We start from the raw sequence: 26,658 nt of genomic DNA on the forward strand, positions 1-26,658 counted from the left end.
GTTCGGCAGACTGGGCGGCAAGAGGCCATCCCATGACCCAGCAACTGCCCCCGCCCGCCCAGTCCACTGTTCCTCCGATTCCCGCCCGTTCCTGGGCCATCATCGATTCCACCCTGCGGGAGGGCGAGCAGTTCGCGCGTGGCAACTTCAAAAGTGACGACAAGGTCGAGGTGGCCCGCGCGCTGGATGCGTTCGGGGCCGAATACATCGAGCTGACCACCCCCATGGTCAGTGCCCAGACGGCGTGCGACATCCGCAAGCTGGCCGATCTGAACCTGAACGCCAAACTGCTGACCCATGTGCGCTGCCACATGGAAGACGTGCAGCGGGCGGTGGACACCGGGGTGGACGGCCTGGATCTGCTGTTCGGCACCTCCAGCTTCTTGCGCGAGTTCTCGCACGGCAAGAACATCGGCCAGATCATCGAGTCGGCGCAGACGGTGATCGGCTGGATCAAGACCCACCACCCGCAGCTGGAACTGCGTTTCTCCGCCGAGGACACCTTCCGCAGCGAGGAGGCCGACCTGATGGCCGTGTACAAGGCCGTGTCCGATCTGGGCGTCCACCGCGTCGGGCTGGCGGACACGGTGGGCGTGGCGACGCCCCGGCAGGTCTACGCGCTGGTGCGGGAAGTGCGGAACGTGATCCACGAGGGGTGCGGCATCGAGTTCCACGGCCACAACGACACCGGCTGCGCGGTGAGCAACGCCTACGAGGCCGTCGAGGCGGGGGCCACCCACATCGACACCACCATTCTGGGGATCGGCGAGCGCAATGGCATCACGCCGCTGGGGGGCTTTCTGGCCCGCATGTTCACCTTCGATCCGCAGGGGCTGGTGGACAAGTACAACTTGGAACTGCTGCCCGAGCTGGACAACATGATCGCCCGCATGGTGGGCCTGCCGATTCCGTGGAACAACTACCTGACCGGCGAATTCGCCTACAACCACAAGGCCGGGATGCACCTCAAGGCCATCTACCTGAACCCCGGCGCCTACGAGGCCATCCCCCCCGGAGCCTTTGGCGTGGGCCGCCGCATTCAGGCCGCCAGCAAGGTGACCGGCAAGCACGCGATCGCCTACAAGGCGCGCGAACTGGGCCTGCACTACGGTGAGGACGCCCTGCGCCGCGTGACCGATCACATCAAGGCACTGGCCGAGACCGACGATCTGGACGACGCCCACCTGGAGGCGTTGCTGCGCGAGTGGGTCAGTGCCTGACAGAATGGAGGCGTGACTGTTTCTCTCTACCGCGTACTTTCCGAAAAGGGCGAGGGTGGCAAACTCGTCGCCGTCTTTCCCAATGCGGACGGTGATTTGCAGGCCAGGGCGGCGGGGGCAGGGGCACCCCTGAGCGTGTTCGTGCACTCGGCCAGCGTCTCCGAAGTGTCTTTGCGGGTCTTCACGCCGGTCAAGGAGAAGGGCAGTTCAGACAGTGCGGCGCTGGCGGCCCTCACGCATCTGCGCCCCGATTTGCTGGACGTGGCCGAGGTTGGGATGGGCGGCGAAACGTGGCCCGCCCAACTGTGCGGCGGTGAATGGCTGCTGCGCCAGGGCGTGCCGCAGGTCAGGGAGGTGGAGGCCAACCTCTCCCCCATCGGCCTGAGTGCTGAGCCGTGCTGGAGTTCCAGTCTGGGACGGCCCAATCTGGTGGTGGAGGTGGCCGATCTGGCGGCGCTGGACGCCTTCACGCCGGACGCCGAAGTGATCTCTCTCCTGGGCCAGACCACGGGAACCACAGGCTTGATCCTCTTCACGATGGGCGGGCCGGGCCGCGCCGATCTGAGTTTCCGGGCCTTCGGGCCGCTCAGGGGCTTTTTGGAGGACGCCGCCAGCAGCAACATGCTGGCCTGTGCGGTGGGCGTGCTGGGCGCGTCGAATCGCCTGCCCGCCGACACCAACCTGCTGCGCGCGGCCCAGCGGATGCCGGGGCACCCCGCGCGGTTGAGCGTGCAGTTTGGCCCGGCAGAAGGCGGCACCGAGGTCTGGGTGGGTGGGGGGGCCGTTCCTCTGAACTGAACAGGCGAGCGTCACGTTGCCCGGCAGGCCGACGCACTAGACTACGAGGATGCAGCTTCTCCTCGACCTTCACCCCGACGCCTACCCCCTGGAGGGGTTCCGGCGCACCCAACTGCTGGAATGGGTCTACGTGCAGGGGGTGGGCGCCTTCGAGAATATGACCAACCTGCCCGCCGAACTACGCGGCGAACTGGCGGACAAATACCACCTCAACCCCTTCCGCGAGATCGAGACGGTTCGCAGCACGGACGGCAGCGTCAAGTACCTGTTCACCCTGCAAGACGGGCGGCAGATGGAAGCGGTCTACATGCCGTACCTCGACCGCAAGACCGTGTGTGTCTCCACGATGGTGGGCTGCCCGGCCAAATGTTCCTTCTGCGCGACGGGGGCGATGGGTTTCGGGCGCAACCTGACCCCCGGCGAGATCGTGGGGCAGGTGCTGGCGGTGGCTGGGGGCGAGGGCCTGGCCCCACGCGAGCTGCGGAATCTGGTGTTCATGGGCATGGGCGAGGCGATGCTGAACTATGACCATACGATGGCGGCGGCGCGCATCCTGCTGCACCCGCAGGCGCTGGGCATGAGCAAACGCCGCATCACGCTGTCCACGGTGGGGATCGCCAAGGGCATCACCCGGCTGGCCGCCGAGGACGATCTGGGCCTCAAGCTGGCGATCAGCCTGCACGCGCCCGACGAGGAAACCCGTCAGCGCATCATTCCCACCGGGGCGGCCAACTCGATTGCCGAGATCATGGCGGCGGCGCGCGAGTACCAGGGCGTGACTGGGCGGCGCATTACCTTCGAGTACACCATGCTGCGCGGGGTCAACGACGCGGTGTGGCAGGCCGAGCTGCTGGCCGAGTTGCTGCGCGGGCTGGTCAGCCACGTCAACCTGATTCCCATGAATCCCTGGGAGGGTTCGGGCTTTCAGAGCACCTCCGAGGCGGACATCCAGGCGTTCTACGACACGCTGGAATCGCGCGGCGTGGACGTCAGCGTGCGCCGGTCGCGCGGCAAGGATGCGGGGGCGGCCTGCGGGCAGCTGGCCCTCAAGCGGCCCGGCGCGGTGAGCGGGACCGGCGCGGCCCTGTAAACCAACCTACTGGGACAGAGCGGCACCAGCTGGAGGTCACCTCACCCCGCCTTGCCGTAAGAGTTATGGAAAAAGCCGGGTGCTACGTTGAGGGCGTTTTAACGACCTCAGGAGGCTCTCAGGTGAAGCAAACAACGCGCTCCAGCCGTTCCAGACGCGCCGCACTGACCGGACTGCTGCCCGGCCTGTTGCTGGGCCTGGCCGGCGTCAGTTCGGCCCAGACCATGGTGGAAACCGTCACGTCCGTCGGCATCCAGAACACCTTGAACTCGGCGACCACTGTTCCCAAACTTCCCACACTGCCCACAGCCGCACAGAACACGGCGACTCAAGACCAAAACGCCCCAGGTGCGGCCCAGGGGACGGCCGCGCCAGGCCCGACCACCCCGCCCATTCCCCCACTGACCCCGGCCCAACAGGCCGGGCTGGAAAAGGCGCAGGCGGCCTATGCGGCCAAGCAGTACGCCCAGGCCCGCAGCGGCTTTGAGGCACTGGTGGCGCAGAACTACGGCCATCCGGAACCGCATTTCGGGCTGGCGCTGGCACTGCTGGCGCTGGGCAACGACAAGGGCGCGGCCTTTGAGCTAAGACAGTTCGTGACGTTGGCCCCCGACCGCTACGAGGGACCGTACAACCTGGGCGTGATTGCGGGCCGGGCCGGGGATCACGCGGGGGCGCTGCAACTGTACGCTCAGGCCGTCACGCTGATGGAGGGCAAGGCCCCCGCCGCCACCCAGCGCCAGATTCTCGAGGCCCTGGCCGCCGAACAGACCCGGCTGGCCGACTTCGCCGCCCTGAGCGCCACCCTGGCCCAGATCACCGCGCTGGCCCCCGAGGACCTGGACGCCGGCTACCGGCTGGCGCAGGCCCGGACCCTGGCGGGCCAGGGGGCCGAGGCGCTGCCCGGCCTGTACGCGGTGCTGCAGGCCGACGGCACCCGCATGGACGCGGCGCTGCTGCTGGCCGACATCTACGTGGCCCAGGGATTGCCGGACCGGGCCGTGCGCGAGCTGGACGCCGCGGTTAAGCGGGTCAGGAAGGCCAGCGAGCGCTCGGCGTTGCTGCTGCGCAAGGCCGACATCCTGGCGGCTGGCAAGGACACCCGTGGGGCGGTCCTGGCCGCGAGCGCCGCCGCCAAGGCCGACAAGTACAACGCCGCCGCGTTCGCGCGTGAAGGCGAATTGCGCGCGCTGCGCAATGACCGGTCGGGCGCGTTGACCGCGTACCTGAGCGCGGTGCGGCTGGCCCCGGACAACGCCGCCTACCGCACGGCGCTGGCCGGCGTCCGCCTGACCCTGGGCCGCTTCGACGAGGCCGCCGCCGACACCACGCTGGCATTGAAACTCAAGCCCGATACGGCCACGTCGGCGCGGGCGCTGTACGTGCGCGGCCTTGCCGCCTACCGCCAGAACCGGCTGCTGGACGCGGTGGTGGCGCTCAAGGAAAGCCACAGACGCCGCCCCGACGCCGACACTGCGCTGTGGCTGGGCCTGAGCCACTACGCCCGGCAGGACTACCCGGCGGCCGCGAGCGCCCTGGCCGACAGCGTGCGGCTGAGCCCCACCCCCACGGCGCGGCTGAATCTGGCCTCCGCCCTGCTGGCGAGCGCGCGCTACGCGGAGGCGGAGGCCGTGCTGCGCGGTCTGGTCACGGAAGACCCCAAGGCCGCCGACGCGTGGTACATGCTGGGATTGGCCCAGCGCTCGCAGCGCCAGGACGATCAGGCCCGGATCTCACTCAAGGTGGCCGCCGATCTGGGCAACAGCAAGGCCAGGGATGCCCTGAAGTAAAGGAGGCAGGAACGGCGGCGCTCAGGGTTGATCTGGCCCTGAGCGCCGCCGTTTGTCGTTCGGTCTCTTTGTCTTGGCCGCCTGCAGTTGCTGATCCGCACCCCCACACGTCCCAGCGTGCCTTACCCACACGCTTTTTTTGTAAGCTGAGGCACGGCATTCAAGACAGGGCTGCCTTGCGGGCCAGAGTGTGCCGCTGACAGCGCCAGTGCTGGATCGATCAAGAGGGTTCAAGGGGGTTGTATGCGGGCAAACACGACAGAACACGGTCTCCCACGGGGACATGAACACATCACGCCTCACCATCCAGACCGCAGGCGGCCGATGACGGCCGGGAGAGCACGATGAGCAGACCCACCGCCACCCGCCGCTGGCCCGACATCCTGATCGGGGTTCTGGTGCTGCTGCTGCTGGCCGGCTTTGCTGCGCTGCTGCTGGGCCAGCGCAAGACGGCCACCACCACCACGCCCACCACGACAGCGCCGACGACTTCCGGCATACCCGCCGCGCCGGGGACAGCTGACGACACCACCACCATTACGCCCCCTGCGGCGGACACCGATACGACTCCGGACAGCGCAGCCACCGACAGCACCAACACTGCGGCCGCCTCCGACACCCCCTCCACCAGCGCCAGCCCTACCGCCACCGCGCCCACCGACACCGCACAGACGGCCGCGGCCACTGATGCGGTCACCGAGGCGCCCATCATTCCCGCCGCGCCCACGGCTGACGACACAGCCACCACCGGACCAGAAGCGACGCCGGATACGGCGGCCAGCACCGATGCCTCAACCGCTGAAACACCAGCCACCAGGACCCCCACCGCTGACGCTCAGCCCCCCCAGACCGAAACTCCCCAGGCCGAGATCACCGAACCGCCAGCCACTCCCACCGAAACCCCCACCGCCAGCACGGTTGCGCCGCGTAGCGGTGGCGCCGTTGCCACCAGCGAGAGCCGCACGCCGCTGCGCAGCGATTACCGCATCAGCCTGGGCACCTTCGGGAGCGTGGGCACGGCCCAGAGCCGCACCGCGCCAGTCAGCAGCCTGGGCTACACGGTTTATCCCATCGATCTGGGCAGCCAGGTGGTGGCGCAGGTTGGCCCCTTCGCCGACGAGGCCAGCGCCCGGCAGGCCCTGGGCGACATTCAGCGGGCCTACCCCGGCGCGCTGCTGTACCCGCCGCGCGCCAAGGCCACCGGCACCGCTGACAGCAGTTCGGGCAGCAGCTCCAGCAGCGATAGCGCCAGTTCTGCGCCTGCCCCGGCCAGCGCCCCGGCGGCGGCGCCCAGCGGCCCGATCTACCTGCAGGTGGGGGCCTTTGACCGCGTGGAGAGCGCCCAGAAGCTGGTGGACCAGTTGCGTGACCTGGGCTACGTGCCTACCGTCAACGCGCCCGAGGGCCGCAAGGTGACGGTGGCCGTCGGCCCCTACACCGGCGACGCCCTGACCCGCACCGAGAAGCGGCTGGATGACAACAATCTGGACCACTTCCGGGTGCGCTGATGGCCGAGGTTCCCACCGCCGCCATCAGCCGTCTGGTGACCTACCTGCGCATTCTGGAGCAACTGGAAACGCGGGAGGTCAGTCGCACCAGCAGCACCGACCTGGCCGAACGCGCCGGGGTCAGCGCCTTTCAGGTGCGCAAGGACCTGGCCTACTTCGGGCGCTTCGGCACGCGCGGCATGGGTTACACCGTGCCGATTCTCAAGCGGGAACTGGTGCGGGTGCTGGGTCTGAACCAGACCTGGAACGTGGTGATCGTGGGCGTCGGACGGCTGGGGCAGGCCATCGCCAACTATCCAGGGGCCAGCGACTACCAGTTTCAGTACGTGGGCCTGTTCGACGTCAGTCCTGAGCTGGTGGGGCGGCAGGTCCGGAACCTGACCGTGCGTCATATCGAGGAACTGCGCGACTTCGTGCGGGAGAACAAAGTTGATATGGGCTTTCTGGCCGTGCCGCCCGAACGTGCCCAGGACGCCGCCCAGGCGCTGGTAGACGCTGGCGTGCGCGGCATTCTCAATTTTGCCCCGGTGGTCATCGGGCCGCGTCCAACAGATGAGCGCGCGGCAGATCACCGCTCCGTTGGCGGAAACTTTCAGCAAGAAATTGGTGATGAATGGCGTGGTGTAATCGTCGAGAACGTCGATTTCCTGGCCGGTATGAAACGGCTCGCCTTCTATACCCTCAATCCCCATCTGAAAGATTCACCCGTCCCGGAGGATAACGAATGAAGAAATATGCTCTTCTGCTGCTGGCTGGCCTGACCCTGAGTGCCTGTGGCAGTGCGCCCGGACAGGTCTCCGGTAGCAGGGTTTCTCTGGGTGTGAGCGCTGACGACTCCGGCTCCACTGTTACCGTGACCCGGACTGTTACGCCTGCCACCCCTGGAACGCCCGCCATACCACCCTCGGAGGGTAATCCGAATGGTACACCTGCCGTTCCTCCGACTCCTGAAAAAATATCTTTTGCGGTTAGTGACGCTGGGCCCGTAAACTTTACATTCATGACTCGCCCTGGGTCGGATGCTGCATACATCACCGGCTGGCGGCTAACGGCCTATACCATCAACGGTAGAGCTGTACCCGTATCTGGCGACGTCAACAAATTGGATATCTATGTTCCGTCTGGCTACACCTGTCCTGAACGAGCCAGCTTGCCCAACTATCAATCTTGCCAGCAATACACTGCAGACCTACAGCAGCGCACCGACGTCCAGCCTGCCAACGGCCTTCCCATCAGTGGATTGGGCATTAACTTCGCTGGAGGCTTAGTTTCAACAGTTAAGGCGAATCTGGCCGACGCATCCAGCAGCATTGATATAGAATTCTTCGGCCAGAGTAGTAACGGCGCACCGGTATCAGTCAAGGCAACGGGCATTTCAAGCCAAGGGTACAAAGCGGGCGATTGAGCGATTGGAGCCGAAAGAGGAGGTGGAGGCTGATGATGGCCTCCACCTCCTCTTTTTCAGCCTGACTCAGAACTTGATCGTGTACTCCGCAAACCCGTCGTCGCGCGTCTTGAGCAACGTCGCTCCGGCCGGGGCGAACTTCTGCGCGTTGGGGCTGCTGACGTACAGCAGCGTCGCGCCGGGGATGGGGGTCAGTTTCCAGTTGCCGTCGGCGCTGGGGTTGACCGTCTTCTGCTCAGTGAAGTAGGCGATCAGGGCCTGGCGGGTCTCGTCCGGCGATTCGAGGACGATGTTCTTGCCGTTCAGGCCGGGGAACTTGCCACCCCCGCTGGCACGGTAGTTGTTGGTGGCGACGACGAACTTCTGCTCTGGGTCGATAGGCTTGCCCTGGTACATCAGGTTCTTGATGCGGTGGGCGTCCGGGTTCACCAGTTTGGCGTCCATGTCGTAACGGCTGGGCTGAGACACGTCAATCTCGTAGGTGACGCCGTCGATCACGTCGAAATTGTAGGTGGGGAAGGCGTCGTTGACCAGCGGCTGCGGCTCGGTCTTCTTGGGGTCGATCTGGTTGAACTGCCCCGCGCTGCGTTCCAGCCATTCCTGAAGCTGCGCGCCCGTGACCTCCACCGCCTGCACGGTGTTGGGATACACGTACAGGTCCGCCACGTTCTTGATCGCCAGCGTGCCGGCGGGAATGTCGGTGTAGTAACTGGCCCCGCCGCGTCCACCGGCTTTGAAGGGCGCGGCGGCGCTCAGCACCGGCAGGTCCTTGTACTCGGTGCCCACCAGCGCAGCCTTGACGTAGGCGATCTGGGCATTGCTCACGAGCTGCACGCTGGGATCATCCTGCACCAGCGCCCAGTAGGAGTTGATGGGCGTCGCCAGTTCGGCCACCGTACCGCGCACGTAGGCCAGCGTGCCCTCGTGGGCGGCCTTGACCGCGCCTGCGATGGCGGGGTCCGGCGTGATCAGGCTCTTCTTGGCGGCCTTGTCCCAGATGGGCCGCACGGCGGCCTTGCCGGCCGTGACCTTCCAGTTGTTGCCCTGACGCTGCAGGGTCAGGTCCACGATGCCCAGGTCACTGCCCCAGAAGCTGGCCATCACCACGGGCTTGCCGTTGATGGTGCCGTTGGTGATGTCCGCGCCGGGGATGTCCTTGTAGACCGGACCGGGGAATTCCTGGTGGCTGTGGCCGCTGAGCACCACGTCGATGCCGTCGATCTTGGTCAGCTCTGTCGAGGCGTTCTCCTGGCCCGGCTGGTAGTCGGCGGCCAGTCCGCTGTGGGCAATCGCCACGATGATGTCCGCGCCGCGCGCCTTCATCTCGGGCACGAACTTGCGGGCAGTTTCCACGATGTCGCGGGTGGTGGCCTTGCCCTCCAGATTGACCTTGTCCCAGTCGACGATCTGCGGGGGCGTCAGGCCCAGCACGCCCACATTCAGGTAGTACGGGCGCCCATAGGTGTCGTGCACCAGCTTGCGCTGGATCAGGTAGGGCGTGAAGGCGTTCTTGTCGTTGTCAGGGTTGCCGTCGCCGTCCTCGACATAGACGTTGGCGTTCACGATGGGCATGGGCGCGGCGGCGACCACCTGTTTCAGGAAGGGCAGCCCGTAATTGAACTCGTGGTTGCCCAGGTTGCCCGCGTCGTACTTCAGCAGGGCCATCGCTGCGTGCATCGGGTGCATCTGGCCCGGCTCCAGCGGCTTGACCTTGGCCACGTAGTCGCCCAGCGGCGTGCCCTGGATCAGGTCACCGTTGTCGTACAGCAGGGTGTTGCGCTTTTCCTCGCGGGCCTGCTTGATCAGGGTGGCGGTGTACTCGAAGCCGAACTCGCCGGTGGGCTTGTCCTGGTAGTAGTCGTAGCCCAGCGCGTTGGCGTGCAGATCGGTGGTTTCCAGAATACGGAGGTTGACCGTCTGCGCGCCCGCCGCGCCCAGGCTGCCCAGCAGCAGCGCCGCCATTAAAGCCAGAGAATTGTGTTTATTCACGCCGTTCAGAATACGCCCCCCGGCGGGGGAAGTGTCTGTGACATGGAACAAATGGCCCCAGGGCCGGTGCGGTATGGCCCATCCCGCCAATGCACTTTCACGCCAGATGCGCTGGCCCCAGTTCCCGCGCCGCGTGCGCGCCCAGCAAACCCAGCGTCAGGTCGAACTCGGCCACCACGTTGCGGATCACCTCGGCCACGCCCGCCTCGCCCGCCAGCGCCAGTCCGTAGGCGTAGGGGCGGCCCAGCAGCACCGCCCGCGCGCCCAGGGCCAATGCCTTGGCCACGTCCGAGCCGGTGCGGACCCCGCTGTCGAGCAGCACGGGCAATTCACCCGCCGCCTCCACCACGCGCGGCAGCATGGTCAGGCTGCCCACCTCGCCGTCGATCTGGCGTCCGCCGTGGTTGCTGACGATGAGGCCGTCCATGCCGCGCCGGGCGGCCTCACGGGCGTCGTCGGGGTGCAGGATGCCTTTGAGGATGATGGGCAGATCCGTCCAGCCACGCAGGCGTGAGAGGTCTTCCCACTGCAGATCGGGGCGGGTGTAGCTGGCGGTGAAATGAGCTGCCGCTGCCCGCATCTGCGCCAGCGAGAGGCCGAACTTGCGCCCGTGCGCGCCCAGGCTGGCCGCCGTCTTGAGAAGGGCGGGCGAGGGCCGGGGCGAGGCGGCGGGCAGCGTCACGCCCGCGAGCCTGGACCGGAAATGCGGGTCCGTCAGGTACTGCGCCAGCCCCTGCCCGCGCAGGAAGGGCAGGTGGCCCAGGTCCAGATCGCGGGGCCGCCAGCCCAGCAGCGTGGTGTCCAGCGTCAGCACGATCGCCTCCGCGCCGCAGGTCTCGGCCCGGCGCACGAAGGAGCGCGTGACCTCCTCGTCGGTGCCCCAGTACAGCTGGAACCAGCGGGGCGCGTCGCCCATGGCCGAGGCCACCTGCTCCATCGGCTCGGACGCCTGCGAGGAAAAGACGAACGGCACGCCCAACGTGGCGGCGGCGCGGCCCACCGCCAGATCCGCCTCCGGATGGGCCAGTTCCAGCACGCCCAGCGGGGCCAGCAACACGGGAGCCGGGTAACTCTGGCCGAACAACTCCACGCTCAGGTCCCGCGACGCCGAACCGCACAGCCGGCGGGGCAGCAGTTTCACGCCCGCAAAGGCGTCCAGATTGGCCCGCATGGTCCGTTCCGCGCCCGCGCCGCCCGCCAGATACGCGAAGGCCGCCGCGTCCAGCTTGCGCCGCGCCGCCTCCTGCAGGCGTTCGGGGGCCACCGGCACCAGCGGGCGCGTGCCGCCCAGCCCGTCCACGAAAATCTGCGTCTGACGGCTGCGGCCAGGGCCGGGAGCCAGCGGTCTGGGGGGGGACATGCTGGAAGTGTACCGTCGTACCGTCAGCCCCCCCCGGCGGTCAGACCACCCTACAGGCTGGCCGCCACCCGCGCGAACAGCGCCGGCACGGGCGGCACGGCCCCGCCGTCCACCCAGCCGAAGCGGCGATCCCGCACGCAGCCACCCACACCCACGCCCATGCCCCCCGGAAAGAAGGAGGTCAGATCGAGTGGCCCCTCCACCCTGACCGCGCCGGGCAGCGCCGCCAGTGCGCGGTCTACCTGATGCGCGTGCCCGAAGTGCATCAGGTGCAGCTGACCCTCTACAGCCCAGGCAAAGCGCGGCAGGGGTTCGGACAGGGCGTCCAGCGAGCCGGGGGCCGTGACGTGACGGGCCGCCCGGCCGGGGCGCAGGCGCAGCGTAACTTCCAGCGCCTCGCCCAGCGCCCCAAAACTGCCCACGAAGGGGCGGGTCAGATCGTAGCCCTGCACGTTCTTGACCGTCCGGCCCCCGGCCCGCACCACCCGGCCCGACGGCGCGCGGAAGGTCACGCCCAGCACCTCCGCGCCGGAGAAGAAGGTCTGCCCAAAACCGCCGCGCGAGACGAGGCCGCCCACGCCGCCGGGCAGTTCCACCGGGGGAAACGGCGGGTAGAGGCCGGGGGGCAGCGCGGCGTACACCTCCAGCAGGCTGACATCGCCGGAGACGGTCAGGGTCTGATCGCCGGGAGAGACGTCGATTCTGGGCTCAGGCATGGGGTTCCTCCGGCAGAATCTTGCCCGGATTCAGGGCGCCCGAGGGATCCAGGGCGCGTTTGACGTTGTGCAGGGCGGTCATGGTCTCGGCGTCCACCGCGTCGCGCATGAAGTCGCGCTTCATGGTGCCGATACCGTGCTCGCCGCTCAGCACGCCGCCGTGCCGCAGGGCGACGAGGGCAATCTGGTGGGCCAGATGATGCACGGCCTCCGCCGACTCGGTGCGCGGATCAAACAGGATATTGGGATGCAGGTTACCGTCCCCGATGTGTCCGAACTGCACCAGATGGAAACCCGAGGCGTCGCCCAGCGCCCGAATCTGGCGCACCACCTCCGGCAGCACGCTTCTGGGCACCACGATGTCCTCGTTCATGCGCTGCGGGCGGATGCGGCCCAGCGCGGGCGAGACGCTGCGGCGGGCCTGCCAGAGGGCGGCGGCCTCGGCCTCGTCCGCAGCGCGGCGCACCACGCCCCCGGCTTCCAGGCAGGCGGCCTCCACCAGCGCTCGTTCCTCCTCCACGGTGTCCAGATCGTCGCCGTCAGTATCCACCAGCAGCACCGCCCCGGCGTCGCGCGGCAGACCCAGGTGCAGGTAATCCTCCACGGCGTTGGTGCAGGCCCCGTCCATGAATTCCAGCTTCCCTGGCACGGCCCCGGCGGCAATCGCCGCACTCACGGCCTCGGCGGCCTGCCCCACCTCGGCGAAATGGGCCATCAGCGTGCGGGTGAATTTCGGCGGCGGCGTCAGGCGCAGCGTGGCTTCAGTGATCAGGCCCAGCGTGCCCTCCGAGCCGATGAGGAGGCCCGCCAGATCGTAGGCATCCCGCGTCAGGGTGTGCAGCTCGCCCTCGGCGTCCACAAAGTCCAGGGCGTTCACGTAATCGCCGGTCACGCCGTACTTGAAGCACAGTGGGCCGCCTGCGTTCTCGCCCAGATTGCCGCCGATGGTGCTGGTGCGGAAGGACGCCGGATCGGGCGGGTAGATCAGGCCGTGGGGTCTGGCCGCCTCGGTCACGGCCAGGGTGATCACACCGGGCTGCGCGACAGCCTCGCGCTGTTCGGGGAAAATCTCCAGCCGCGTCATGCGGGTGAACGAGATCACCACAGCGGGCTGCATGGGTGCGGCGCCGCCGCTCAGGCCGCTGGCCGCGCCGCGCCCGACGATGCTCACGCCTGCCCGCCGCGCCGCTTTGACGGTGGCGATCACGTCCTCGGTGCTTTCCGGCAGCACCACGCACAGGGGCGTGACCCCGAACTGAATCGCGTCGAAGCGGTAGCTCAGCCGCTCGGAGAGGTTGGACAGCACTTTCTTCGGCCCCAGCAGGCGGGTGAGTTCGGCGGCCAGGGCGTTGTCGCCCCCGCCCTCTGACCGGGGCTTGCGGGCGGGCGAGGTGGTGGTCAGCGCGAGCTTCTCTACTGTCATGCTGCGCCTCCGGCGCGTCTAAGAGTCTGAGGGTCTAAAGGTCTAAGAACCGCCCTCCTTAGACTCTTAAACTCTTTGACCCTTAGACCTTTCACAGCTCCCCCCGGTAAGCCAGATCCAAAACTTCCACCGTGTGCATCACCGGCACGGCGCTGCCCTGACGGCGCACATGGCTCTGAATCTGGGTGTGGCAGCCGATGTTGCCGCTGGCGATCAGGTCTGGCGTGGTGGAGAGGATATGCCCGGCCTTGCGTGCCCCCAGTTGCCCGGCCAGCTCGGGCTGTTCCAGGTTGTAGGTGCCCGCACTGCCGCAGCACAGGTCACCCTCCGGAATTTCCACGATGCTCACGCCGGGAATCATTCGCAGTAATTCGCGCGGCGCGGCGCGGACGCCCTGCGCGTGGGCCAGGTGGCAGGCGTCGTGGTACGCGATCTTGAGGGGCCTGGATGTAGGCAGGAACGGCTCCAGTCCCTCCTCCCGCGCCAGCGTCGCCAGATACTCGCTGATGTCCTGCACCTTGGCGGCAAAGGCTTTCGCTTTTTTCTCGTCGTGCAGGCCATGCAGGATCACTGGATACTCCTTGAGGCCCGCACCGCAGCCCGCCGCGTTGGACAGGATGGCGTCGTAATCGTCGGGGTTGAAGGCGTCCAGATTGGCCCGCACCAGCCGCAGCGCCTCGCCCCGCGCCCCGGTGTGCAGCGCGGCGGCCCCGCAGCAGCCCTGGCCCTGCGGCACCACCACCTCGATGCCGTTGCGGGCCAGCACGCGCAGGGTGGCGGCGTTGAAGTTGGGCGCGAGGGCCTGCTGGGCGCAGCCGGTCAGAAAGGCCACCCGGCCCCGGCGCTGCCCCCGCGCCGGGGTGACCTCCGGGCTGGGTTGCATGGCCGGAACATGTTCCGGGAGCAGATCGAGGGGGCCACGCAGCGCGGCAGGCAACGCCGGGGCCAGCGGCTTGGCGTACTGCCCGACGCGGGCGGCCACGCTGAACAGTTTCGGTGCGGGTAGGGCCTTGAGAATCGCGTAGCGCTTGGCCCGATCCAACGGCGAACGCTGGCGCTGCGGCTCGCTCCAGCCACGAAAACTGGTAATCAGCTCACCGTAGGGCACGCCGCTGGGGCAGGCGGTCACGCAGGCCTGACACCCCAGGCAGCGGTCCAGATGCGGGGCAGCGTCCAGCAGATCCAGACCGCCTTCCAGCACCTCCTTCATCAGCACGATGCGGCCGCGCGGGCTGTCCATCTCGTCGCCCAGCAGCGCGTAGGTGGGGCAGGCGGGCAGGCAGAAGCCGCAGTGCACGCAGGCGTCCACGGCGTGCGCCATCACCTCGCCCTGCGGCCCCAACGCCTGCACGGGAATCTCGTTGTTCACGGGGAAAGCCTCACACGGACAGGATACGGGGCAGTGATGGGAGCGAAGGTCACGCGGGAATGGATTGGGCTAGAGGGGCCAACCCTGTGTCCGCTCCTCCCTGTCGCCATGTTCGCCAGCCCCAACCCTTCAAGCCAGCTTAAGAGGGCTTTGTGGACTGGTTCAAGATGTAAAGCGGCGCGGGGGCGCACACTCGGGGCATGACTTCCTCTCCCCTGCCCCTCTCAGTGCTGGATCTGGTGCCGATTCCCTCCGGCTCGGACGCCACGGCGGCCCTGCGCGAATCCCTGCGGCTGGCGCAACACGCCGAAGACCTCGGCTATCACCGCTACTGGGTGGCCGAGCACCACAACATGGGCGCGGTGGCGTCCAGCGTGCCGCTGGCGGTGCTGGCAGCGGCCTCGCAGGTGACGCGCCGCATTCGCCTGGGTTCGGGCGGCGTGATGCTGCCCAACCACGCGCCACTGGCCGTGGCTGAGGGCTACCGCCTGCTCTCGGCGCTGGCTCCAGACCGCGTGGATCTGGGCCTGGGCCGCGCCCCCGGCACCGATGGGCGCACCGCGCGGGCGTTGCGGGGCGCGGCAGGGCCCATGGAAGAACCCTTCGAGCGGCAACTCGCGGAGCTGATCGCCTTCGGCACGGGCCAGTTCCCGGTGGGGCACCCCTTCGCCGGGACGGTGGCGGCCCCAGCGGGCGACGGTCTGTTTCCGCCGCTGTGGCTGCTGTCCAGCAGCGGGTACGGCGCGCGTGTCGCGGCCCAGATCGGCGCGGGGCTGGCCTTCGCGTGGCACATCAACCCCGACACCGCGCAGGCGGCAGCGGCCGCCCAGGCGTACCGCGCTGCGTTCCAGCCGTCTCCCGCCTTCCCAAAACCCCAGGTGATCGTCGCCGCCAGCGTGATCTGCGCCCCCACCACCGCCGAGGCCGAGGAACTGGCCCTGTCCGCCGGGCTGATGTTCCTGCGCCTGACGCGCGGCGAGGTGGCCTCGTTTCCCAGCGTGCAGGAGGCCCGCGACTACCCCTACACCCCGCAGGAACGCGCGGTGGCCGAGGCGGCCCGCGCCCGCGCCATCGTGGGCGACGCCAGGGACGTGGCCACCCGATTGCACCGCCTGGCCGAGCAGACCGGAGCCGACGAACTGATCCTGACCGCCATGACCCACGATCCGGCGGCGCGGCGGCGCTCCTACACGCTGGTGATGGAGGCGATGCGCGCAGGGGCGGTGGCGGCGGACTGAAAACACCACCATTCAGGGCGTGGTGACGGCAAGGCGACACAGGCCCTCACGCATCATCCGTTTGCCCCCTGGCGGATTATAGAGACCGCCGAATCCACGGCGTGGACCTCATGAAAAGGGATACCCCCAGGTCGGCCGACGAGGCGTCCTTTCTTTCGGGCGGACGTGATCACCATTAGGTACGGCGCGGCTCATACATTCGCTGTCCGAACCGATATTGAAGTCTCGGCCATTAGAACCAGGGGCGGACGTTGACCTCGCCAATTGGTTCGAAGCCTCTTAAAACCCCCTTCTACTGGAGAAGGGGGAGCGAGGGTAAGGTCACGCAGGTTGATCAAGGGGCAAGCTCAGCTGGCGTTTGTCCCGGCCTTGTTCTTCTGGCTCGATGACGTCGCGCTGGCCGTCAGGGTGCTGGAGTCGCCGGTCTGGCCGGACCCGTCATTGCGTTTGACACGGATCTGGTTATGAACGTCCCTGATCCCGCGCACGCCCTCGGCGCAGTCTTCAGCGCGGCGCTTCTGCGAGCGGTCCTGCACCGTGCCGGTCAGGGTCACCTCTCCATTTTCCACCTTGACTTCAACGTCGCTGGCGTCGACGCCGTGTTCGTCTTCAAGAGCCTCACTGACCATTTCCTTGAGGCGCTCGTCGCTGCGCTGGTAGCCTTTGGGTCCCTTGCCTCGGTGACTGGTCATTCCGGACCCCATATCGTTGTCCCGGCCATAGCTGCCCATGCTGGAGCCGCCGCTGTAACTGGGGTTGCCCTGGTAGGGATCACTGTACGCACCTTGGCGCATGCCGGAGCTGTAATCATCGCTGTAGCCGGAGCGGTCCTGGCCCATTCCACCGTCTCCACGGCCACCACCCCTGCCGTAGTCCTGGCCGCTCGAGCTGCTGCCGTAGCCCCGGCCGCTGTAACCCTGGTTGCTGATGCCCTGGCTGTCCCGGTACGCCTCGCCCATGCCACGGGAATCGCGGCCCATACTGCTGTAGCCCTGCCCCCCCATACTCCGGCCCAGGCCGCCATCGTCCTGACGGCCATAGCCCTGGCGGTCACGGTCCATCCCGCTGCCGTACTGCCCCGAACCGGACTGACCATATCCGCCCCAGTCAGACGAGCCGCCACGGTCGTAGTTGTCGCGGCCAAAATTCTCGCGGTCCATCCCACCATACCCGCCGCCTCGCTCCATGCCACGGTGGTCATCCCTGGACGAGAAACGGCCATCGTTACGGTCCCGGTACATTCCCTCGGAACGTTCCATGTCGTTTCGATAGAAATCATTGCGGGAATCATAGCGCTCATCACGATTACGGGTCATTCCGACCTCCTGTGAATGAATGGTAGAAAAGCGGCACCCAGAACCTCCAGATGCAGCTTTTTCTACAGGTTTCGTACTGCTGACCTTACCCAATGACCCGCTTAAATAGATGACTTTTGTTTTAAGGGGCCACCATTCAGAACTAATGAAGCTTCAGTGCTGTCTTCATTTCACAGATTTTTTATCATCTTATGTTTTGGGATGCCCTCAGAGGCTGACAAGAACACATTTGAAGTTTGTGGTGTCGACTCTGGAATGGGCAGCATGTCTGGGTGAACCGGCAAGGCTACCCCAGTGACGCAGATGACGACACGTACCTGTTCTTGCTCCCGTATCTCGTGCTCAGCCCTCAAGATGCCAGACAGCGGAAATACTCGATTCGGAACGTAAGGTGATCGGCACGCGCTACAGCTTCACGGCGTTCCTGTTCTTCCTGATTGGCGGGTTGTCGGGCGTGACACTCCCGCTGATTTGTTTTCCCAGGAACAACAAACGAAAAAACACCGCTCTAGACGGTGTTTCTTTTTGGTGGGCGGTATAGGACTTGAACCTACGACCTCTCGCGTGTGAAGCGAATGCTCTACCACTGAGCTAACCGCCCGAAACTGTTGAACGTGGTCCATCTGTGGTGGGCCTTGCCGGATTTGAACCGGCAACCAATCGGTTATGAGCCGACTGCTCTGACCGTTGAGCTAAAGGCCCGCAGCCTCCGGCACTTTCCTTCCAAAACGCCACAGCGCGGCGGGTCTTCAGGCGAGGGGAAGTGTAGCAACGGTCCCCGTGCTTGTCAAATCCAGACGGCCCCGCAGACGGAGCTAGGCTGGGCGGTCCTCGGTCACGAGTTCGCGCAGACGCTCGATCAGGGGACGCAGCCGCTCACGCCGCAGCTTCAGGGCCGCGCGGTTGACGATCAGACGGGCGCTGGACTCGAACAGCACCTCCTTTTCCTCCAGATTGTTGGCCCGCAAGGTGCTGCCGGTCTGTACCAGATCGATCACCGCCTCGGCCAGCCCGGTCAGGGCCGCCAGTTCGATGTTGCCGCTGAGCTTGACCACTTCGGCAGGGATGCCGCGCGCATTCAGGTACGCGCGGGCGGCGCGCGGATATTTGGTGCCCACCCGCACGATGGGCGCCGTGGCCCCCACCTCGCGGATCAGCGACAGGCGGCACTGCGCGAACCGCAGGTCGACGGGTTCGTACACCTCGCGCCCGGACTCGATCAGCACGTCCTTGCCCACGATGCCCGCATCGGCCACACCCAGATCGACGTATACGGGGACGTCCTGATTGCGCAGTTCCAGCACGGTCACGCCAGGGAATTCGTGACGCAGGGCGCGGGACTTCTCGGGCAGGGTCAGCGGCAGGCCAGCCTGCGAGAGCAGCGCGATGGCCTCTTCCAGAATGCGGCCCTTGGGCAGCGCCAGCGTCAGGTGATCGGGGGCACGCAGGGGCGCGGGGGTCATGCCTGCACCTGCGGCTCGAACAGCCCGGAGCCCCGCGCCCAGCGGCGAATGCCGCGCGCCGCGCTGTAGCGCCGCAGTTCGGCCTGATCGTCCGTCCAGGCCAGTTCGGCGCACAGGCCCTGGCCGCGCGCCAGTTCGGCCCCGGCAGCGTCCAGGGCCAGCACCACCTCCGGCTGGGGGGGCAACTGGGGCGCCGCGGCGCGCAGCAGGCGCTCCAGGCCCATGGCGAAGCCCGCGCCGGGCAGGCCCCCATCTGAACCGCTGTCCAGCGTGTAGCGGCCCCCGCCCAGCACCGGCTGGTTCAGGCCCGCCGCGTAGGCCCGGAAGGTCAGGCCGGTGTAGTAGTCGTAACGGCGGCTGGCCCCCAGGTCATACAGCAGCGGGCCGCCGTACAGCGCCGCAACCTCGCGCAGGTGCGCCACCGCCGCCCGCGCCCGCGTGCCCTGCGCCAGCCGCGCGGCGGCGTCCAGCACCTCCGCGCCGCCGTACAGATCGGTCAGGGCGTGCAGGGTGCGCGTGACCCCGCCCGACAGCCCATGCTGGCGCGACAGGAGATCGATGTCCGCCCCGCTCTTGCGGTCGACCGCGCCGTGCAGCGCCTGACGGGCCGGGCCGTGCAGCGCCGCGTCCTCCAGCACGGCGTCCACGAAACCGGGAAAGCCCACTTCCAGCTCGGCGGCCACCGAGACCTCGGCCAGCGCCGCCGCCGCCAGCTGCAGCAGCTCGGCGTCGGCACGGGCGCCCAGGGTGCCGATCAGTTCCACGCCGGTCTGCCCGAACTCGCGCAGGCGCCCCAGTTCGCTGGTCAGGGCGCGCAGCCACAGCCGGCCGCTGTAGTGCAGCCGCAGCGGAAACGGCCCGTCCGCGAACTGGGCGCGCACCAGCCGCCCGATGGCGGTGGTGAACTCGCTGCGCAGGGCCAGCACCTGCCCGCCCGAATCGATCAGCTTGAAGGCGCGGGCGTCCTGCGGGTGGCGGGCGTCGGCGTATTCCAGCGCCGGCACCTCCACGCCCCGGTAGCCCCAGCTGCCGAACAGATGGGACAGCCGGGCGCGCAGGGCCTCGCGCTGCTCCCAGTCGGGCGGCAGCACGTCGCGCGTGCCCTCGGGAATGGAGGCGGACGGCAGGGCAGACAGGGGACGGGCGGGCGAACTCACGCCGGGCATTGTAGGGGCTGGGCGGCGGCGGCGGGGTCAGGTGTCTGGCCGTCTTCCCCGCCCCCTGGACTGCACTGGCCCTTTCGTGCTGACCCTTCTCTGCTGGCCCTCCCCCATCCCCGCACCCCTACCGCAGCGCCGTGCTGCCGCCCGCTATACTCGGGGCCATGCGCCGCCGTCCGTCCTTTCCACCTGCCGCAGCGCTGCTCCTCGCCCCTGGGCTGCTCCTGAGCGGCTGCGCCCGCACCACCGACACCTTCAAGCCGCGCATCAGCATCAGCAGCGCGGTGGGCGTCAGCCGCGAGAAGTCGGTGCTGGTCGACGGGTACGCGCTGGACGACACCGGGGTCACGCAGATCACGGTGGACGGCAAACCCATTCCGATCCTGCCCGGCAGCCGCAAGCTGGCACGCTTTCAGTTCAAGACGCTGATCGAGGGCACCCAGGGCAAGTACACCATCGCGGCGCGCGACGCGGCGGGCAACGAATCCACGCTGGTGCTGCCGATCAGCGTGGACACGGTCAAACCCACCATTCAGGTCACGCGCTTCGAGAAGAGCGGCAATACCATCCGGGTCTCGGGCGTGGCAGGGGACGAGGGCGGCGTGGCGCAGGTGCTGGTGGACGGCAACCGCCTGAACATCACCCCCGGCCCGCGCGTGGAGTTCTTCGCCGAGACCACCGGCATCTGGGCCGATATCGTGGTGATCGACACGGCCGGCAATCAGGCGACGTTACGCGCCCGCTAGCCGCCACATGACCGCCTCTGCGCCGCTGGCGGGTCTGGTGCGTTCCTCGCGGGCCGGGCGGCTGGCCCTGCTGCTGACCGGCCTGTTCCTGTACGGCCTGAGTCTGCGCCTGATGCTCGACGCCCGCGTGGGCGTGGCCCCCTGGGAGGTGCTGCACGTGGGCGTGACCCGCCACCTGCCGCTGACAGTGGGGCTGGTCAGCATCCTGACCGGCGTCATGATCGTGGCCTTCACGGCCCTGCGCCTGCGCGAGCGCATCGGCCTGGGCACGGTGCTGAACGTGGTGCTGATCGGCGTGTTTCTGGACGTGCTGGCCCCGCTGATCCCGAGCCCCGAGGCGCTGGGCTGGCGCTGGGCACAGTTTCTGCTGGGGGTGGGCCTGCTGGGCTTCGCCACCGGGGCCTACGTGGCGGCGGGCCTGGGCGCCGGCCCCCGCGACGGCCTGACGCTGGCGCTGCGCCGCGTGACCGGCTGGCCGGTGCCGCGCATCCGCAGCGGCGTGGAACTGCTGGTCTTGCTGCTCGGCTGGGCGCTGGGCGGGCCGCTGGGCTGGGGCACGCTGGTCTTTGCGGTGACGGTGGGGCCGGCGATGGGCTGGGGACTGGCTCTGTTCGGGGTGGGCAAGAAGCCCTGAAGCAGGTTGCCCCGGACAGCTACCTTGCCGGAACGCTCAGCAGGCCGCCCTCGGCCCTGGTCAGGGCGCCGCCCACGAACTCCCCCATGCCCGAAGCGGTGATGACCTGCCCGTTCATGGTGCCCGCGCCGCTCACCGGCCCCTCCCAGTACGCCACCGAGGTGGTCTTGCTCAGCAGTTCCTGATCGTCGCGCAGGGAACCGAGTTCCAGCGCCAGATTCTCGCCGCTCACCGTCCAGCCCAGGGTGTACTCGCGGCCACTGGGGCTGGTCCACACGCGGCCCGGCGTCATGGTCAGATTCCTGACCTGCCGCGCCACCCCCTCCGGACTGACGTGCGAGCCGGTCACCTGCACCACCTCATTCCGGGCGTTCCGGACCCGGTACAGCATCAGGTCCGAGCCGTCCGAGAGGTGCAGGCCGAACCAGTCCCACCGTGCCGCCGCGCCGGGCTGCTGATCGCCCCACTGGTGATCGAGCCACACCTGCCCACGCGCCTGCCGCGTTTCCTCGCCCACCTGAACCGTGCCGTCCACGTCCAGCCGGGTCACGCTCTGGTAGTACATGCGCCCGGTCTCGGCCGTTCCCGAGTAGCCGGGCGGGTGAACCACCGGATTGCGGGTGGGCGTCAGCGTCAGGTTCAGCGGTCCCGCCGACAGCCCAAAAGGGGCGTCGTCTCCAGCCTGTTGCGCCAGCTTCCAGTCTCCCTGCGAGACCCTGAGCGGCGGAAAGCCAAAGGTCGCCGTCTGATTGCCGTTTTCCACGAAATACAGCTTGTCGTTCCTCAGATCAGTGATGGCCACATGCGAAGCGTGGTACAGCACGCCCCGGTAATTCACCTTGAACTGGGCCCAGTGAAAGGCCAGCCCGGCCTCCGGCAGCACCCCGGACACATACCACCACTCGGTTCCAGCATTCCTGGCTCCCAGATCGTTCGCCACCGGCATCTGCGCCGGATCGAAAGCCAGCGGCGCAGGGACGCAGGCGGTCAGCAGGGTGCCGCTGACCATCAGCGCGGCGGCGAGACGCAGCTTGTCCATGCTGCATCCTAGGCGCCCACGTCCACTCAGACTTCAGGCCTTGATGCAAAGTCGAGAGCCGGGGAACATCTCCCGGCCCTCGACTCTTGACTTGCACGTTTGTTCTGCCGTTCTGCAGAGCCTACTCGTCGCCCAGGTACGCCTTGCGCACCGTCTCGTCCTTGGCGATGTCGCTGGCCTTGCCGCTCAGTTTCATCTCGCCGGTTTGCAGCACGTAGGCGCGGTGCGCGATCGCCAGGGCCATGTTGGCGTTCTGTTCCACCAGCAGCACGGTGGTGTTGTGCTCGCGGTTCAGCTTGACGATGATGTCGAAGATCGCCTCCACGAACAGCGGCGACAACCCCATGCTCGGCTCGTCCAGCAGCAGCAGCCGGGGATTGACCATCAGCGCGCGGGCAATCGCAAGCATCTGCTGCTCACCGCCCGACATGGTCCCGCCCAGCTGGTTCTCGCGTTCCTTCAGGCGGGGGAAGTAGGCAAAACCCTCCTGCACGCGCTCCTCGATCAGCTTCCTGTCGGTGATGGTGTAGGCACCGACCTCCAGATTCTCGCGCACAGTCAGCTGCGGGAAAATCCGGCGGCCCTCCGGCACGTGGCTCATGCCCATCTGCATGGTCTGGTGCGCGGGCTTGCCGGCGATGTCCTGGCCCAGGTAGGTCAGGGTGCCGACTCTGGGCTTCATCATGCCGCTGACCGTGCGCAGGGTGGTGGTCTTGCCAGCCCCGTTGCCGCCGATCAGCGCCACGATCTCGCCCTCGTAGGCCTTGAGGGTGATTCCCTTGAGCGCGTGGATGTGGTCGTAGTACGAGTGGATGTCGTTCAGTTCCAGCATGGCCGAACCCGTGGTGCTGGGCGCAGTGGGCTGCGGTGGGACAGTGGACTGGGTCATCTGGGCGCTTCCTCCTTGCCGTATTCCCCGGCGGCGGCCCCGCGGCCGAGGTACGCCTCCATCACGGCGGGGTCGTTGCGGACCTGGTGCGGCAGGCCCTCGCTGATCTTGGTGCCGTAGTCCAGCACGGTGATGTACTCGCTGAGGGTCATGACCAGCCGCATGTCGTGTTCGATCAGGCAGATGGTCACGCCCAGCTCGTCACGGATGCGGCGGATCAGGGCTTTGAGGTCCTCGGTCTCGCGGGGGTTCATGCCGGCGGCCGGCTCGTCCAGCAGGATCAGCTTGGGCGTCGTCGCCAGCGCGCGGGCGATTTCCAGCTTGCGCTGATCGCCGTAGGGCAAGTTGGTGGCGATCTCGTTGCGCCACTGGCTCAGGCCCACGAAGTCCAGCATGATGCGGGCGGCCTCGCGCGCCTCGTGCTCGGACTCGTGAAAGCGGCGGGTGCGCAGCACGGCGTCCACGAAGGTGCTTTTCAGGCGGGAATTGCGCCCCACCATGATGTTTTCCTCGCTGGTCATGCTGGAAAACAGCCGGATGTTCTGGAAGGTGCGGGCGATGCCGGCCTCCGTGACCTGATCGGGCCGCAACCCCACCAGCTCGCGCCCGGCCAGCTTGATGCTGCCGCGCGTGGGCGCGTAGATGCCGGTGATCATGTTGAAGAAGGTGGTCTTGCCCGCGCCGTTGGGGCCGATCACGCTGACGATGCTGCGCTCCGGAACGTGCAGGGTCACCGCGTTCACGGCGGTCAGGCCGCCGAATTCCTTGGTCAGCGCGTCCACTTCCAGAATGCTGTTGCCGCTGCTGGCCGGGGTCACCGGGCCAGGATGGACCGTGGTCTTGATCATCGCTCGCCTCCGGGGCGGTCGTCTTCCTTGATGGTGGCCAGCCCGGCGCTGTACACGTCGCCGCCCTGCTTCAGCCCGCTGGCGTTGCCGTCCTCGCTCTCGTCTTCCTGATCGTCCTCGTGGTGCAGCTCGCGGGCCACGCGTTTGTTGGGCAGCAAGCCTTCAGGCCGCAGCAGCATCATGGCCACCAGAATCGAGCCGAAGATAAAACGGTTGAAGTTCGCCGGGTTGACCTCCTGCGGAATCCAGGGCACGTTGGCGCTGGCCTCGCCCAGGCCCGGCAGGATGCGCAGGTTCAGCAGCGTGACCACCGCCGCGCCCAGAATCACGCCGCTGAACGAGCCCATGCCGCCCAGCACCACCATGCTCAGCACTGTGATGCTCTGCAACAGGTTGAAGCTCTCGGGGCTGATAAAGGTCTGCTTGGCGGCGAAGATCATGCCCATCACCCCGGCAAAGCTGGCCCCGGTGGCAAAGGCGATCAGCTTGGTCTGCATCAGGGGGACGCCCATCGCCTGCGCGGCGATCTCGTCGTCCCGGATGGCCACCCACGCGCGCCCGATGCGGCTCTTGTCCAGCCGCACGTTGACCAGCAGGATCACCGCGATCACGATCAGCACCAGCACGTACAGGAACAGCAGCGAATACTGGTCGGGCCGGAAGCCCAGCGATCCGGCCAGGCTGTTGAACCACGGCACCGGGGCCGAGCCGATGGGGGTGATGCCCTGCGAACCGGCGGTGTACAGCCCCAGGTTGTTCGCCAGCACCCGGATCACCTCGCCCAGGCCCAGGGTGATAATCGCCAGGTAGTCGCCCTTGAGCCGCAGCACCGGCAGGCCGATCAGCACGCCCACGATGGCGGCGGCCATGATGCTCAGCGCCAGGAACAGCCAGAAGAAGCCGGGGTTGATGCCGCTGGCCACCGCCGCCGCCGAGCCGGAGGCCAGCACCAGGATCGAGCGGCCCACCAGGATGATGCCCGAGAGCAGCCCGAAGCCCGCCAGCAGGAAGCTCAGGCTGCTCAGGCGGGTGGGGGCCATGCGCCCGTGCAGGCCACGGATGTACAGCATGCTGCCGGCCGTGACCCCTGTGAGCACCAGCCCGATGGCCAGGGTGCCGCTGCCGGTCGCGCCGGGGTTCTCGCCGTAGTACTTGAGGACCTCGCCGAAGCGTGGGCTGGCGAAGATGCTCCAGGTGTACGCGCCCACCGCGAAAAAGGCCACGTAGCCCAGGTCCAGCAGGCCGGCCAGACCCACCACGATGTTGAGGCCCAGCGCCAGCGCCGCGAAGATCATGATCTGGATGCTCAGGTCCAGCAGGCTGGTGTCGGTCTGCCCGGCCAGCGGCAACACGAACAGCAGGCTTCCGATGCCCACCAGCAGTTTGGCCCAGTTGGCGGCCTTCCACAGGTAGGCGAACAGCACATTGGCCAGGAACAGCGAGACGACCAGCGCCTCCACCACCTTGTTGCGCAGAACGTCGCCGAACGGCCCCAGGCTCTTCATCATCCCCGGCTGGTGCGAGATGATCAGCAACACGGAGGTCACGACAAAAAACAGCACCAGCAGGATGGTCCGGTCCGGCTTGACCACCGGACGGCGCACCGCGGGCTTGGCGGGCGTGGCCACCGTCATACTTTCTCCACGTTGCTCTTGCCGAGCAGGCCGGTAGGCTTGAAGATCAGGATCAGCACCAGCACGATAAACGGCCCGATCTTAGAATAGCTCGCGTCGATGGTGCCCAGGTTGGCGAAGCCCAGCAGGTTGCCGAAGATGTTCATGACGCCGATCAGGTTCTGGATCACGCCCAGCAACAACCCGCCCAACACCGCGCCGGGGATGCTACCGATGCCGCCCAGCACCGCCGCCGTGAAGGCGATGATGCCCGGATCAAAGCCGCTGTAGGCGTTGACCGTGCCGAACTTCATGCCGAACAGCACGCCGCTGACGCCGCCCAGTGAGCCACCGATCAGGAACGTGGCGCTGATCATCCGGTTGGAGTCGATGCCCATCAGGCCGGCGGTCACGCGGTCCTGCGACACGGCGCGAATGGCCTTGCCCAGCCGGGTGCGGTTGACCACGTAGTTCAGCACCAGCAGGCTGACCAGGGCCACCACCACCAGAATCACGTCCTTGAGCTGCACGTCCACGCCAATCGTGCGCAGGAAATTGCCCACCGGGGCGCAGGTGCTGTCGGTGGCGCAGAACTTGTTGCCGAACCCGGTCGGCAGCGTGTAGGTCAGGTCAAAGCGGCCCTGCAGGCCTTCGAGGAACCGCAGCACGTCTTGCAGGATCAGCGAGACGCCAATTGCCGTGATCAGCGGCACCAGCCGGGGCGCGCCGCGCAGCGGGCGGTAGGCCAGCCGCTCGATCAGCACGTTCAGCAGGCCCGAAACGGTCATGGCGGCCAGCAGCGCCAGCAGCAGTTTCAGGTAGCCGTTCATGGCCGAGTCCTGCAGCACGCGAAAGATCTCGAAGCCCACCACGGCGCCCGTGATGAACACTTCCGAGTGCGCGAAATTGATCAGCTGCAGCACGCCGTACACCATGGTGTAGCCCAGCGCGATGATGGCGTAGACGAAGCCCAGCACCAGGCCCCCCACGATCACGTTGACGATAAAGGGAAGCAGGACAGAAAGTTCCAAAGAAATCAGCTCC

Annotated in this window: 23 protein-coding genes, 2 tRNA genes and 1 pseudogene; 11 read left to right on the forward strand and 15 right to left on the reverse strand. The window is 67.4% G+C overall.

All coding sequences use genetic code 11. The features are described 5' to 3' along the window. Positions 1-32: 32 nt before the first annotated feature. From lysS to FHR04_RS04965, 7 genes are all read left to right on the forward strand, one after another. Complete coding sequence (lysS, locus tag FHR04_RS04935) at positions 33-1,220, forward strand: homocitrate synthase (RefSeq protein ID WP_139401263.1); 1,188 nt, start codon at positions 33-35, stop codon at positions 1,218-1,220. Between the two features lie 12 nt (positions 1,221-1,232). Continuing rightward, the gene (locus FHR04_RS04940; RefSeq protein WP_139401265.1) at positions 1,233-2,018 is read left to right on the forward strand and encodes a PhzF family phenazine biosynthesis protein; all 786 of its coding nucleotides are present in this window, start codon (positions 1,233-1,235) and stop codon (positions 2,016-2,018) included. A 49-nt stretch (positions 2,019-2,067) separates the two neighbouring features. Further along, positions 2,068-3,108, forward strand: coding sequence for a dual-specificity RNA methyltransferase RlmN (gene rlmN / locus FHR04_RS04945; RefSeq protein ID WP_139401267.1), 1,041 nt, complete (start codon positions 2,068-2,070; stop codon positions 3,106-3,108). Positions 3,109-3,230: 122 nt separating this feature from the next. Continuing rightward, positions 3,231-4,898 (forward strand): tetratricopeptide repeat protein, encoded by a 1,668-nt coding sequence (locus tag FHR04_RS04950; protein WP_249038988.1) that lies wholly within the window; start codon positions 3,231-3,233, stop codon positions 4,896-4,898. A gap of 344 nt (positions 4,899-5,242) precedes the next feature. Continuing rightward, positions 5,243-6,406, forward strand: a complete 1,164-nt coding sequence (locus FHR04_RS04955; RefSeq protein ID WP_139401271.1) for an SPOR domain-containing protein — start codon at positions 5,243-5,245, stop codon at positions 6,404-6,406. Beyond that, on the forward strand, positions 6,406-7,134 hold the full coding sequence (locus FHR04_RS04960) for a redox-sensing transcriptional repressor Rex (RefSeq protein WP_039682620.1): 729 nt from the start codon (positions 6,406-6,408) through the stop codon (positions 7,132-7,134). The genes FHR04_RS04955 and FHR04_RS04960 overlap by 1 nt, the downstream gene beginning before the upstream one ends. Before the next feature lie 272 nt (positions 7,135-7,406). Beyond that, positions 7,407-7,811, forward strand: coding sequence for a hypothetical protein (locus FHR04_RS04965; protein WP_139401273.1), 405 nt, complete (start codon positions 7,407-7,409; stop codon positions 7,809-7,811). A 66-nt stretch (positions 7,812-7,877) separates the two neighbouring features. On the opposite strand, the gene cpdB is transcribed toward FHR04_RS04965, so the two are convergent. The 5 genes from cpdB to glcF form a co-directional block, all read right to left on the reverse strand. Then, positions 7,878-9,773 (reverse strand): 2',3'-cyclic-nucleotide 2'-phosphodiesterase, encoded by a 1,896-nt coding sequence (cpdB, locus tag FHR04_RS04970; RefSeq protein ID WP_139401415.1) that lies wholly within the window; start codon positions 9,771-9,773, stop codon positions 7,878-7,880. Between the two features lie 124 nt (positions 9,774-9,897). Further along, a complete protein-coding gene (locus FHR04_RS04975) occupies positions 9,898-11,160 on the reverse strand; it encodes a lactate 2-monooxygenase (RefSeq protein ID WP_139401275.1) in 1,263 nt (420 codons plus the stop codon). A gap of 50 nt (positions 11,161-11,210) precedes the next feature. Further along, positions 11,211-11,876 carry a DUF5639 domain-containing protein gene (locus FHR04_RS04980; protein WP_139401277.1) on the reverse strand — a complete coding sequence of 222 codons (666 nt, stop codon included), beginning with the start codon at positions 11,874-11,876 and terminating at the stop codon, positions 11,211-11,213. Further along, complete coding sequence (locus FHR04_RS04985) at positions 11,869-13,299, reverse strand: FAD-binding oxidoreductase (protein ID WP_139401279.1); 1,431 nt, start codon at positions 13,297-13,299, stop codon at positions 11,869-11,871. Before FHR04_RS04985 ends, FHR04_RS04980 begins: the two co-directional genes overlap by 8 nt. Before the next feature lie 91 nt (positions 13,300-13,390). Beyond that, the gene (glcF, locus tag FHR04_RS04990; RefSeq protein WP_139401281.1) at positions 13,391-14,668 is read right to left on the reverse strand and encodes a glycolate oxidase subunit GlcF; all 1,278 of its coding nucleotides are present in this window, start codon (positions 14,666-14,668) and stop codon (positions 13,391-13,393) included. A 200-nt stretch (positions 14,669-14,868) separates the two neighbouring features. Here glcF and FHR04_RS04995 point away from each other — a divergent pair, with 200 nt between their 5' ends. After that, entirely contained in the window at positions 14,869-15,906 is a 1,038-nt protein-coding gene (locus FHR04_RS04995; RefSeq protein ID WP_139401283.1) for an LLM class flavin-dependent oxidoreductase, read from the forward strand. Positions 15,907-16,253: 347 nt separating this feature from the next. Here FHR04_RS04995 and FHR04_RS21320 read toward each other — a convergent pair whose 3' ends face one another. Further along, positions 16,254-17,066: a BON domain-containing protein gene (locus tag FHR04_RS21320; RefSeq protein ID WP_170213858.1), complete on the reverse strand. Its 813-nt coding sequence runs from the start codon at positions 17,064-17,066 to the stop codon at positions 16,254-16,256. 428 nt (positions 17,067-17,494) lie between these two features. Here FHR04_RS21320 and FHR04_RS05005 point away from each other — a divergent pair. Beyond that, a pseudogene (locus FHR04_RS05005) lies at positions 17,495-17,611 on the forward strand (IS5/IS1182 family transposase); the annotation flags it as partial. Between the two features lie 137 nt (positions 17,612-17,748). Here FHR04_RS05005 and FHR04_RS05010 read toward each other — a convergent pair. From FHR04_RS05010 to FHR04_RS05025, 4 genes are all read right to left on the reverse strand, one after another. Then, a tRNA-Val gene (locus FHR04_RS05010) sits at positions 17,749-17,823 on the reverse strand. Positions 17,824-17,848: 25 nt separating this feature from the next. Next, a tRNA-Ile gene (locus FHR04_RS05015) sits at positions 17,849-17,924 on the reverse strand. Positions 17,925-18,037: 113 nt separating this feature from the next. Next, the gene (gene hisG, locus FHR04_RS05020) at positions 18,038-18,685 is read right to left on the reverse strand and encodes an ATP phosphoribosyltransferase (RefSeq protein ID WP_139401287.1); all 648 of its coding nucleotides are present in this window, start codon (positions 18,683-18,685) and stop codon (positions 18,038-18,040) included. Then, positions 18,682-19,851 carry an ATP phosphoribosyltransferase regulatory subunit gene (locus FHR04_RS05025; protein WP_139401289.1) on the reverse strand — a complete coding sequence of 390 codons (1,170 nt, stop codon included), beginning with the start codon at positions 19,849-19,851 and terminating at the stop codon, positions 18,682-18,684. The genes hisG and FHR04_RS05025 overlap by 4 nt, the downstream gene beginning before the upstream one ends. A gap of 158 nt (positions 19,852-20,009) precedes the next feature. Here FHR04_RS05025 and FHR04_RS05030 point away from each other — a divergent pair, with 158 nt between their 5' ends. Continuing rightward, positions 20,010-20,591, forward strand: coding sequence for a hypothetical protein (locus FHR04_RS05030; RefSeq protein ID WP_039682601.1), 582 nt, complete (start codon positions 20,010-20,012; stop codon positions 20,589-20,591). A 7-nt stretch (positions 20,592-20,598) separates the two neighbouring features. After that, the gene (locus FHR04_RS05035) at positions 20,599-21,225 is read left to right on the forward strand and encodes a YczE/YyaS/YitT family protein (RefSeq protein ID WP_139401291.1); all 627 of its coding nucleotides are present in this window, start codon (positions 20,599-20,601) and stop codon (positions 21,223-21,225) included. A gap of 19 nt (positions 21,226-21,244) precedes the next feature. On the opposite strand, the gene FHR04_RS05040 is transcribed toward FHR04_RS05035, so the two are convergent. The 5 genes from FHR04_RS05040 to FHR04_RS05060 form a co-directional block, all read right to left on the reverse strand. Continuing rightward, positions 21,245-22,264: a lipocalin family protein gene (locus FHR04_RS05040; protein ID WP_139401293.1), complete on the reverse strand. Its 1,020-nt coding sequence runs from the start codon at positions 22,262-22,264 to the stop codon at positions 21,245-21,247. A gap of 121 nt (positions 22,265-22,385) precedes the next feature. Continuing rightward, the gene (locus FHR04_RS05045; protein WP_052195249.1) at positions 22,386-23,153 is read right to left on the reverse strand and encodes an ABC transporter ATP-binding protein; all 768 of its coding nucleotides are present in this window, start codon (positions 23,151-23,153) and stop codon (positions 22,386-22,388) included. Continuing rightward, the gene (locus tag FHR04_RS05050; RefSeq protein ID WP_139401295.1) at positions 23,150-24,001 is read right to left on the reverse strand and encodes an ABC transporter ATP-binding protein; all 852 of its coding nucleotides are present in this window, start codon (positions 23,999-24,001) and stop codon (positions 23,150-23,152) included. Before FHR04_RS05050 ends, FHR04_RS05045 begins: the two co-directional genes overlap by 4 nt. Then, on the reverse strand, positions 23,998-25,635 hold the full coding sequence (locus FHR04_RS05055) for a branched-chain amino acid ABC transporter permease (protein ID WP_039682597.1): 1,638 nt from the start codon (positions 25,633-25,635) through the stop codon (positions 23,998-24,000). Before FHR04_RS05055 ends, FHR04_RS05050 begins: the two co-directional genes overlap by 4 nt. Further along, positions 25,632-26,645, reverse strand: coding sequence for a branched-chain amino acid ABC transporter permease (locus FHR04_RS05060; protein WP_039682595.1), 1,014 nt, complete (start codon positions 26,643-26,645; stop codon positions 25,632-25,634). Before FHR04_RS05060 ends, FHR04_RS05055 begins: the two co-directional genes overlap by 4 nt. Positions 26,646-26,658 lie beyond the last annotated feature (13 nt).

The organism is Deinococcus radiopugnans ATCC 19172 (assembly GCF_006335125.1).
GTDB classification, from domain to species: domain Bacteria; phylum Deinococcota; class Deinococci; order Deinococcales; family Deinococcaceae; genus Deinococcus; species Deinococcus radiopugnans.

What these genes read in the sequence shown, in the direction of transcription:
- lysS (WP_139401263.1), top strand. Translation starts at nt 33, where the DNA reads ATGACCCAGCAACTGCCCCCGCCCGCCCAGTCCACTGTTCCTCCGATT.
- rlmN (WP_139401267.1), top strand. Translation starts at nt 2,068, where the DNA reads ATGCAGCTTCTCCTCGACCTTCACCCCGACGCCTACCCCCTGGAGGGG.
- FHR04_RS04955 (WP_139401271.1), top strand. Translation starts at nt 5,243, where the DNA reads ATGAGCAGACCCACCGCCACCCGCCGCTGGCCCGACATCCTGATCGGG.
- FHR04_RS04960 (WP_039682620.1), top strand. Translation starts at nt 6,406, where the DNA reads ATGGCCGAGGTTCCCACCGCCGCCATCAGCCGTCTGGTGACCTACCTG.
- FHR04_RS04965 (WP_139401273.1), top strand. Translation starts at nt 7,407, where the DNA reads ATGACTCGCCCTGGGTCGGATGCTGCATACATCACCGGCTGGCGGCTA.
- cpdB (WP_139401415.1), bottom strand. Translation starts at nt 9,773, where the DNA reads ATGGCGGCGCTGCTGCTGGGCAGCCTGGGCGCGGCGGGCGCGCAGACG.
- FHR04_RS04975 (WP_139401275.1), bottom strand. Translation starts at nt 11,160, where the DNA reads ATGTCCCCCCCCAGACCGCTGGCTCCCGGCCCTGGCCGCAGCCGTCAG.
- FHR04_RS04980 (WP_139401277.1), bottom strand. Translation starts at nt 11,876, where the DNA reads ATGCCTGAGCCCAGAATCGACGTCTCTCCCGGCGATCAGACCCTGACC.
- FHR04_RS04985 (WP_139401279.1), bottom strand. Translation starts at nt 13,299, where the DNA reads ATGACAGTAGAGAAGCTCGCGCTGACCACCACCTCGCCCGCCCGCAAG.
- FHR04_RS04995 (WP_139401283.1), top strand. Translation starts at nt 14,869, where the DNA reads ATGACTTCCTCTCCCCTGCCCCTCTCAGTGCTGGATCTGGTGCCGATT.
- FHR04_RS21320 (WP_170213858.1), bottom strand. Translation starts at nt 17,066, where the DNA reads ATGGACCGCGAGAATTTTGGCCGCGACAACTACGACCGTGGCGGCTCG.
- hisG (WP_139401287.1), bottom strand. Translation starts at nt 18,685, where the DNA reads ATGACCCCCGCGCCCCTGCGTGCCCCCGATCACCTGACGCTGGCGCTG.
- FHR04_RS05025 (WP_139401289.1), bottom strand. Translation starts at nt 19,851, where the DNA reads ATGCCCGGCGTGAGTTCGCCCGCCCGTCCCCTGTCTGCCCTGCCGTCC.
- FHR04_RS05030 (WP_039682601.1), top strand. Translation starts at nt 20,010, where the DNA reads ATGCGCCGCCGTCCGTCCTTTCCACCTGCCGCAGCGCTGCTCCTCGCC.
- FHR04_RS05035 (WP_139401291.1), top strand. Translation starts at nt 20,599, where the DNA reads ATGACCGCCTCTGCGCCGCTGGCGGGTCTGGTGCGTTCCTCGCGGGCC.
- FHR04_RS05040 (WP_139401293.1), bottom strand. Translation starts at nt 22,264, where the DNA reads ATGGACAAGCTGCGTCTCGCCGCCGCGCTGATGGTCAGCGGCACCCTG.
- FHR04_RS05045 (WP_052195249.1), bottom strand. Translation starts at nt 23,153, where the DNA reads ATGACCCAGTCCACTGTCCCACCGCAGCCCACTGCGCCCAGCACCACG.
- FHR04_RS05050 (WP_139401295.1), bottom strand. Translation starts at nt 24,001, where the DNA reads ATGATCAAGACCACGGTCCATCCTGGCCCGGTGACCCCGGCCAGCAGC.
- FHR04_RS05055 (WP_039682597.1), bottom strand. Translation starts at nt 25,635, where the DNA reads ATGACGGTGGCCACGCCCGCCAAGCCCGCGGTGCGCCGTCCGGTGGTC.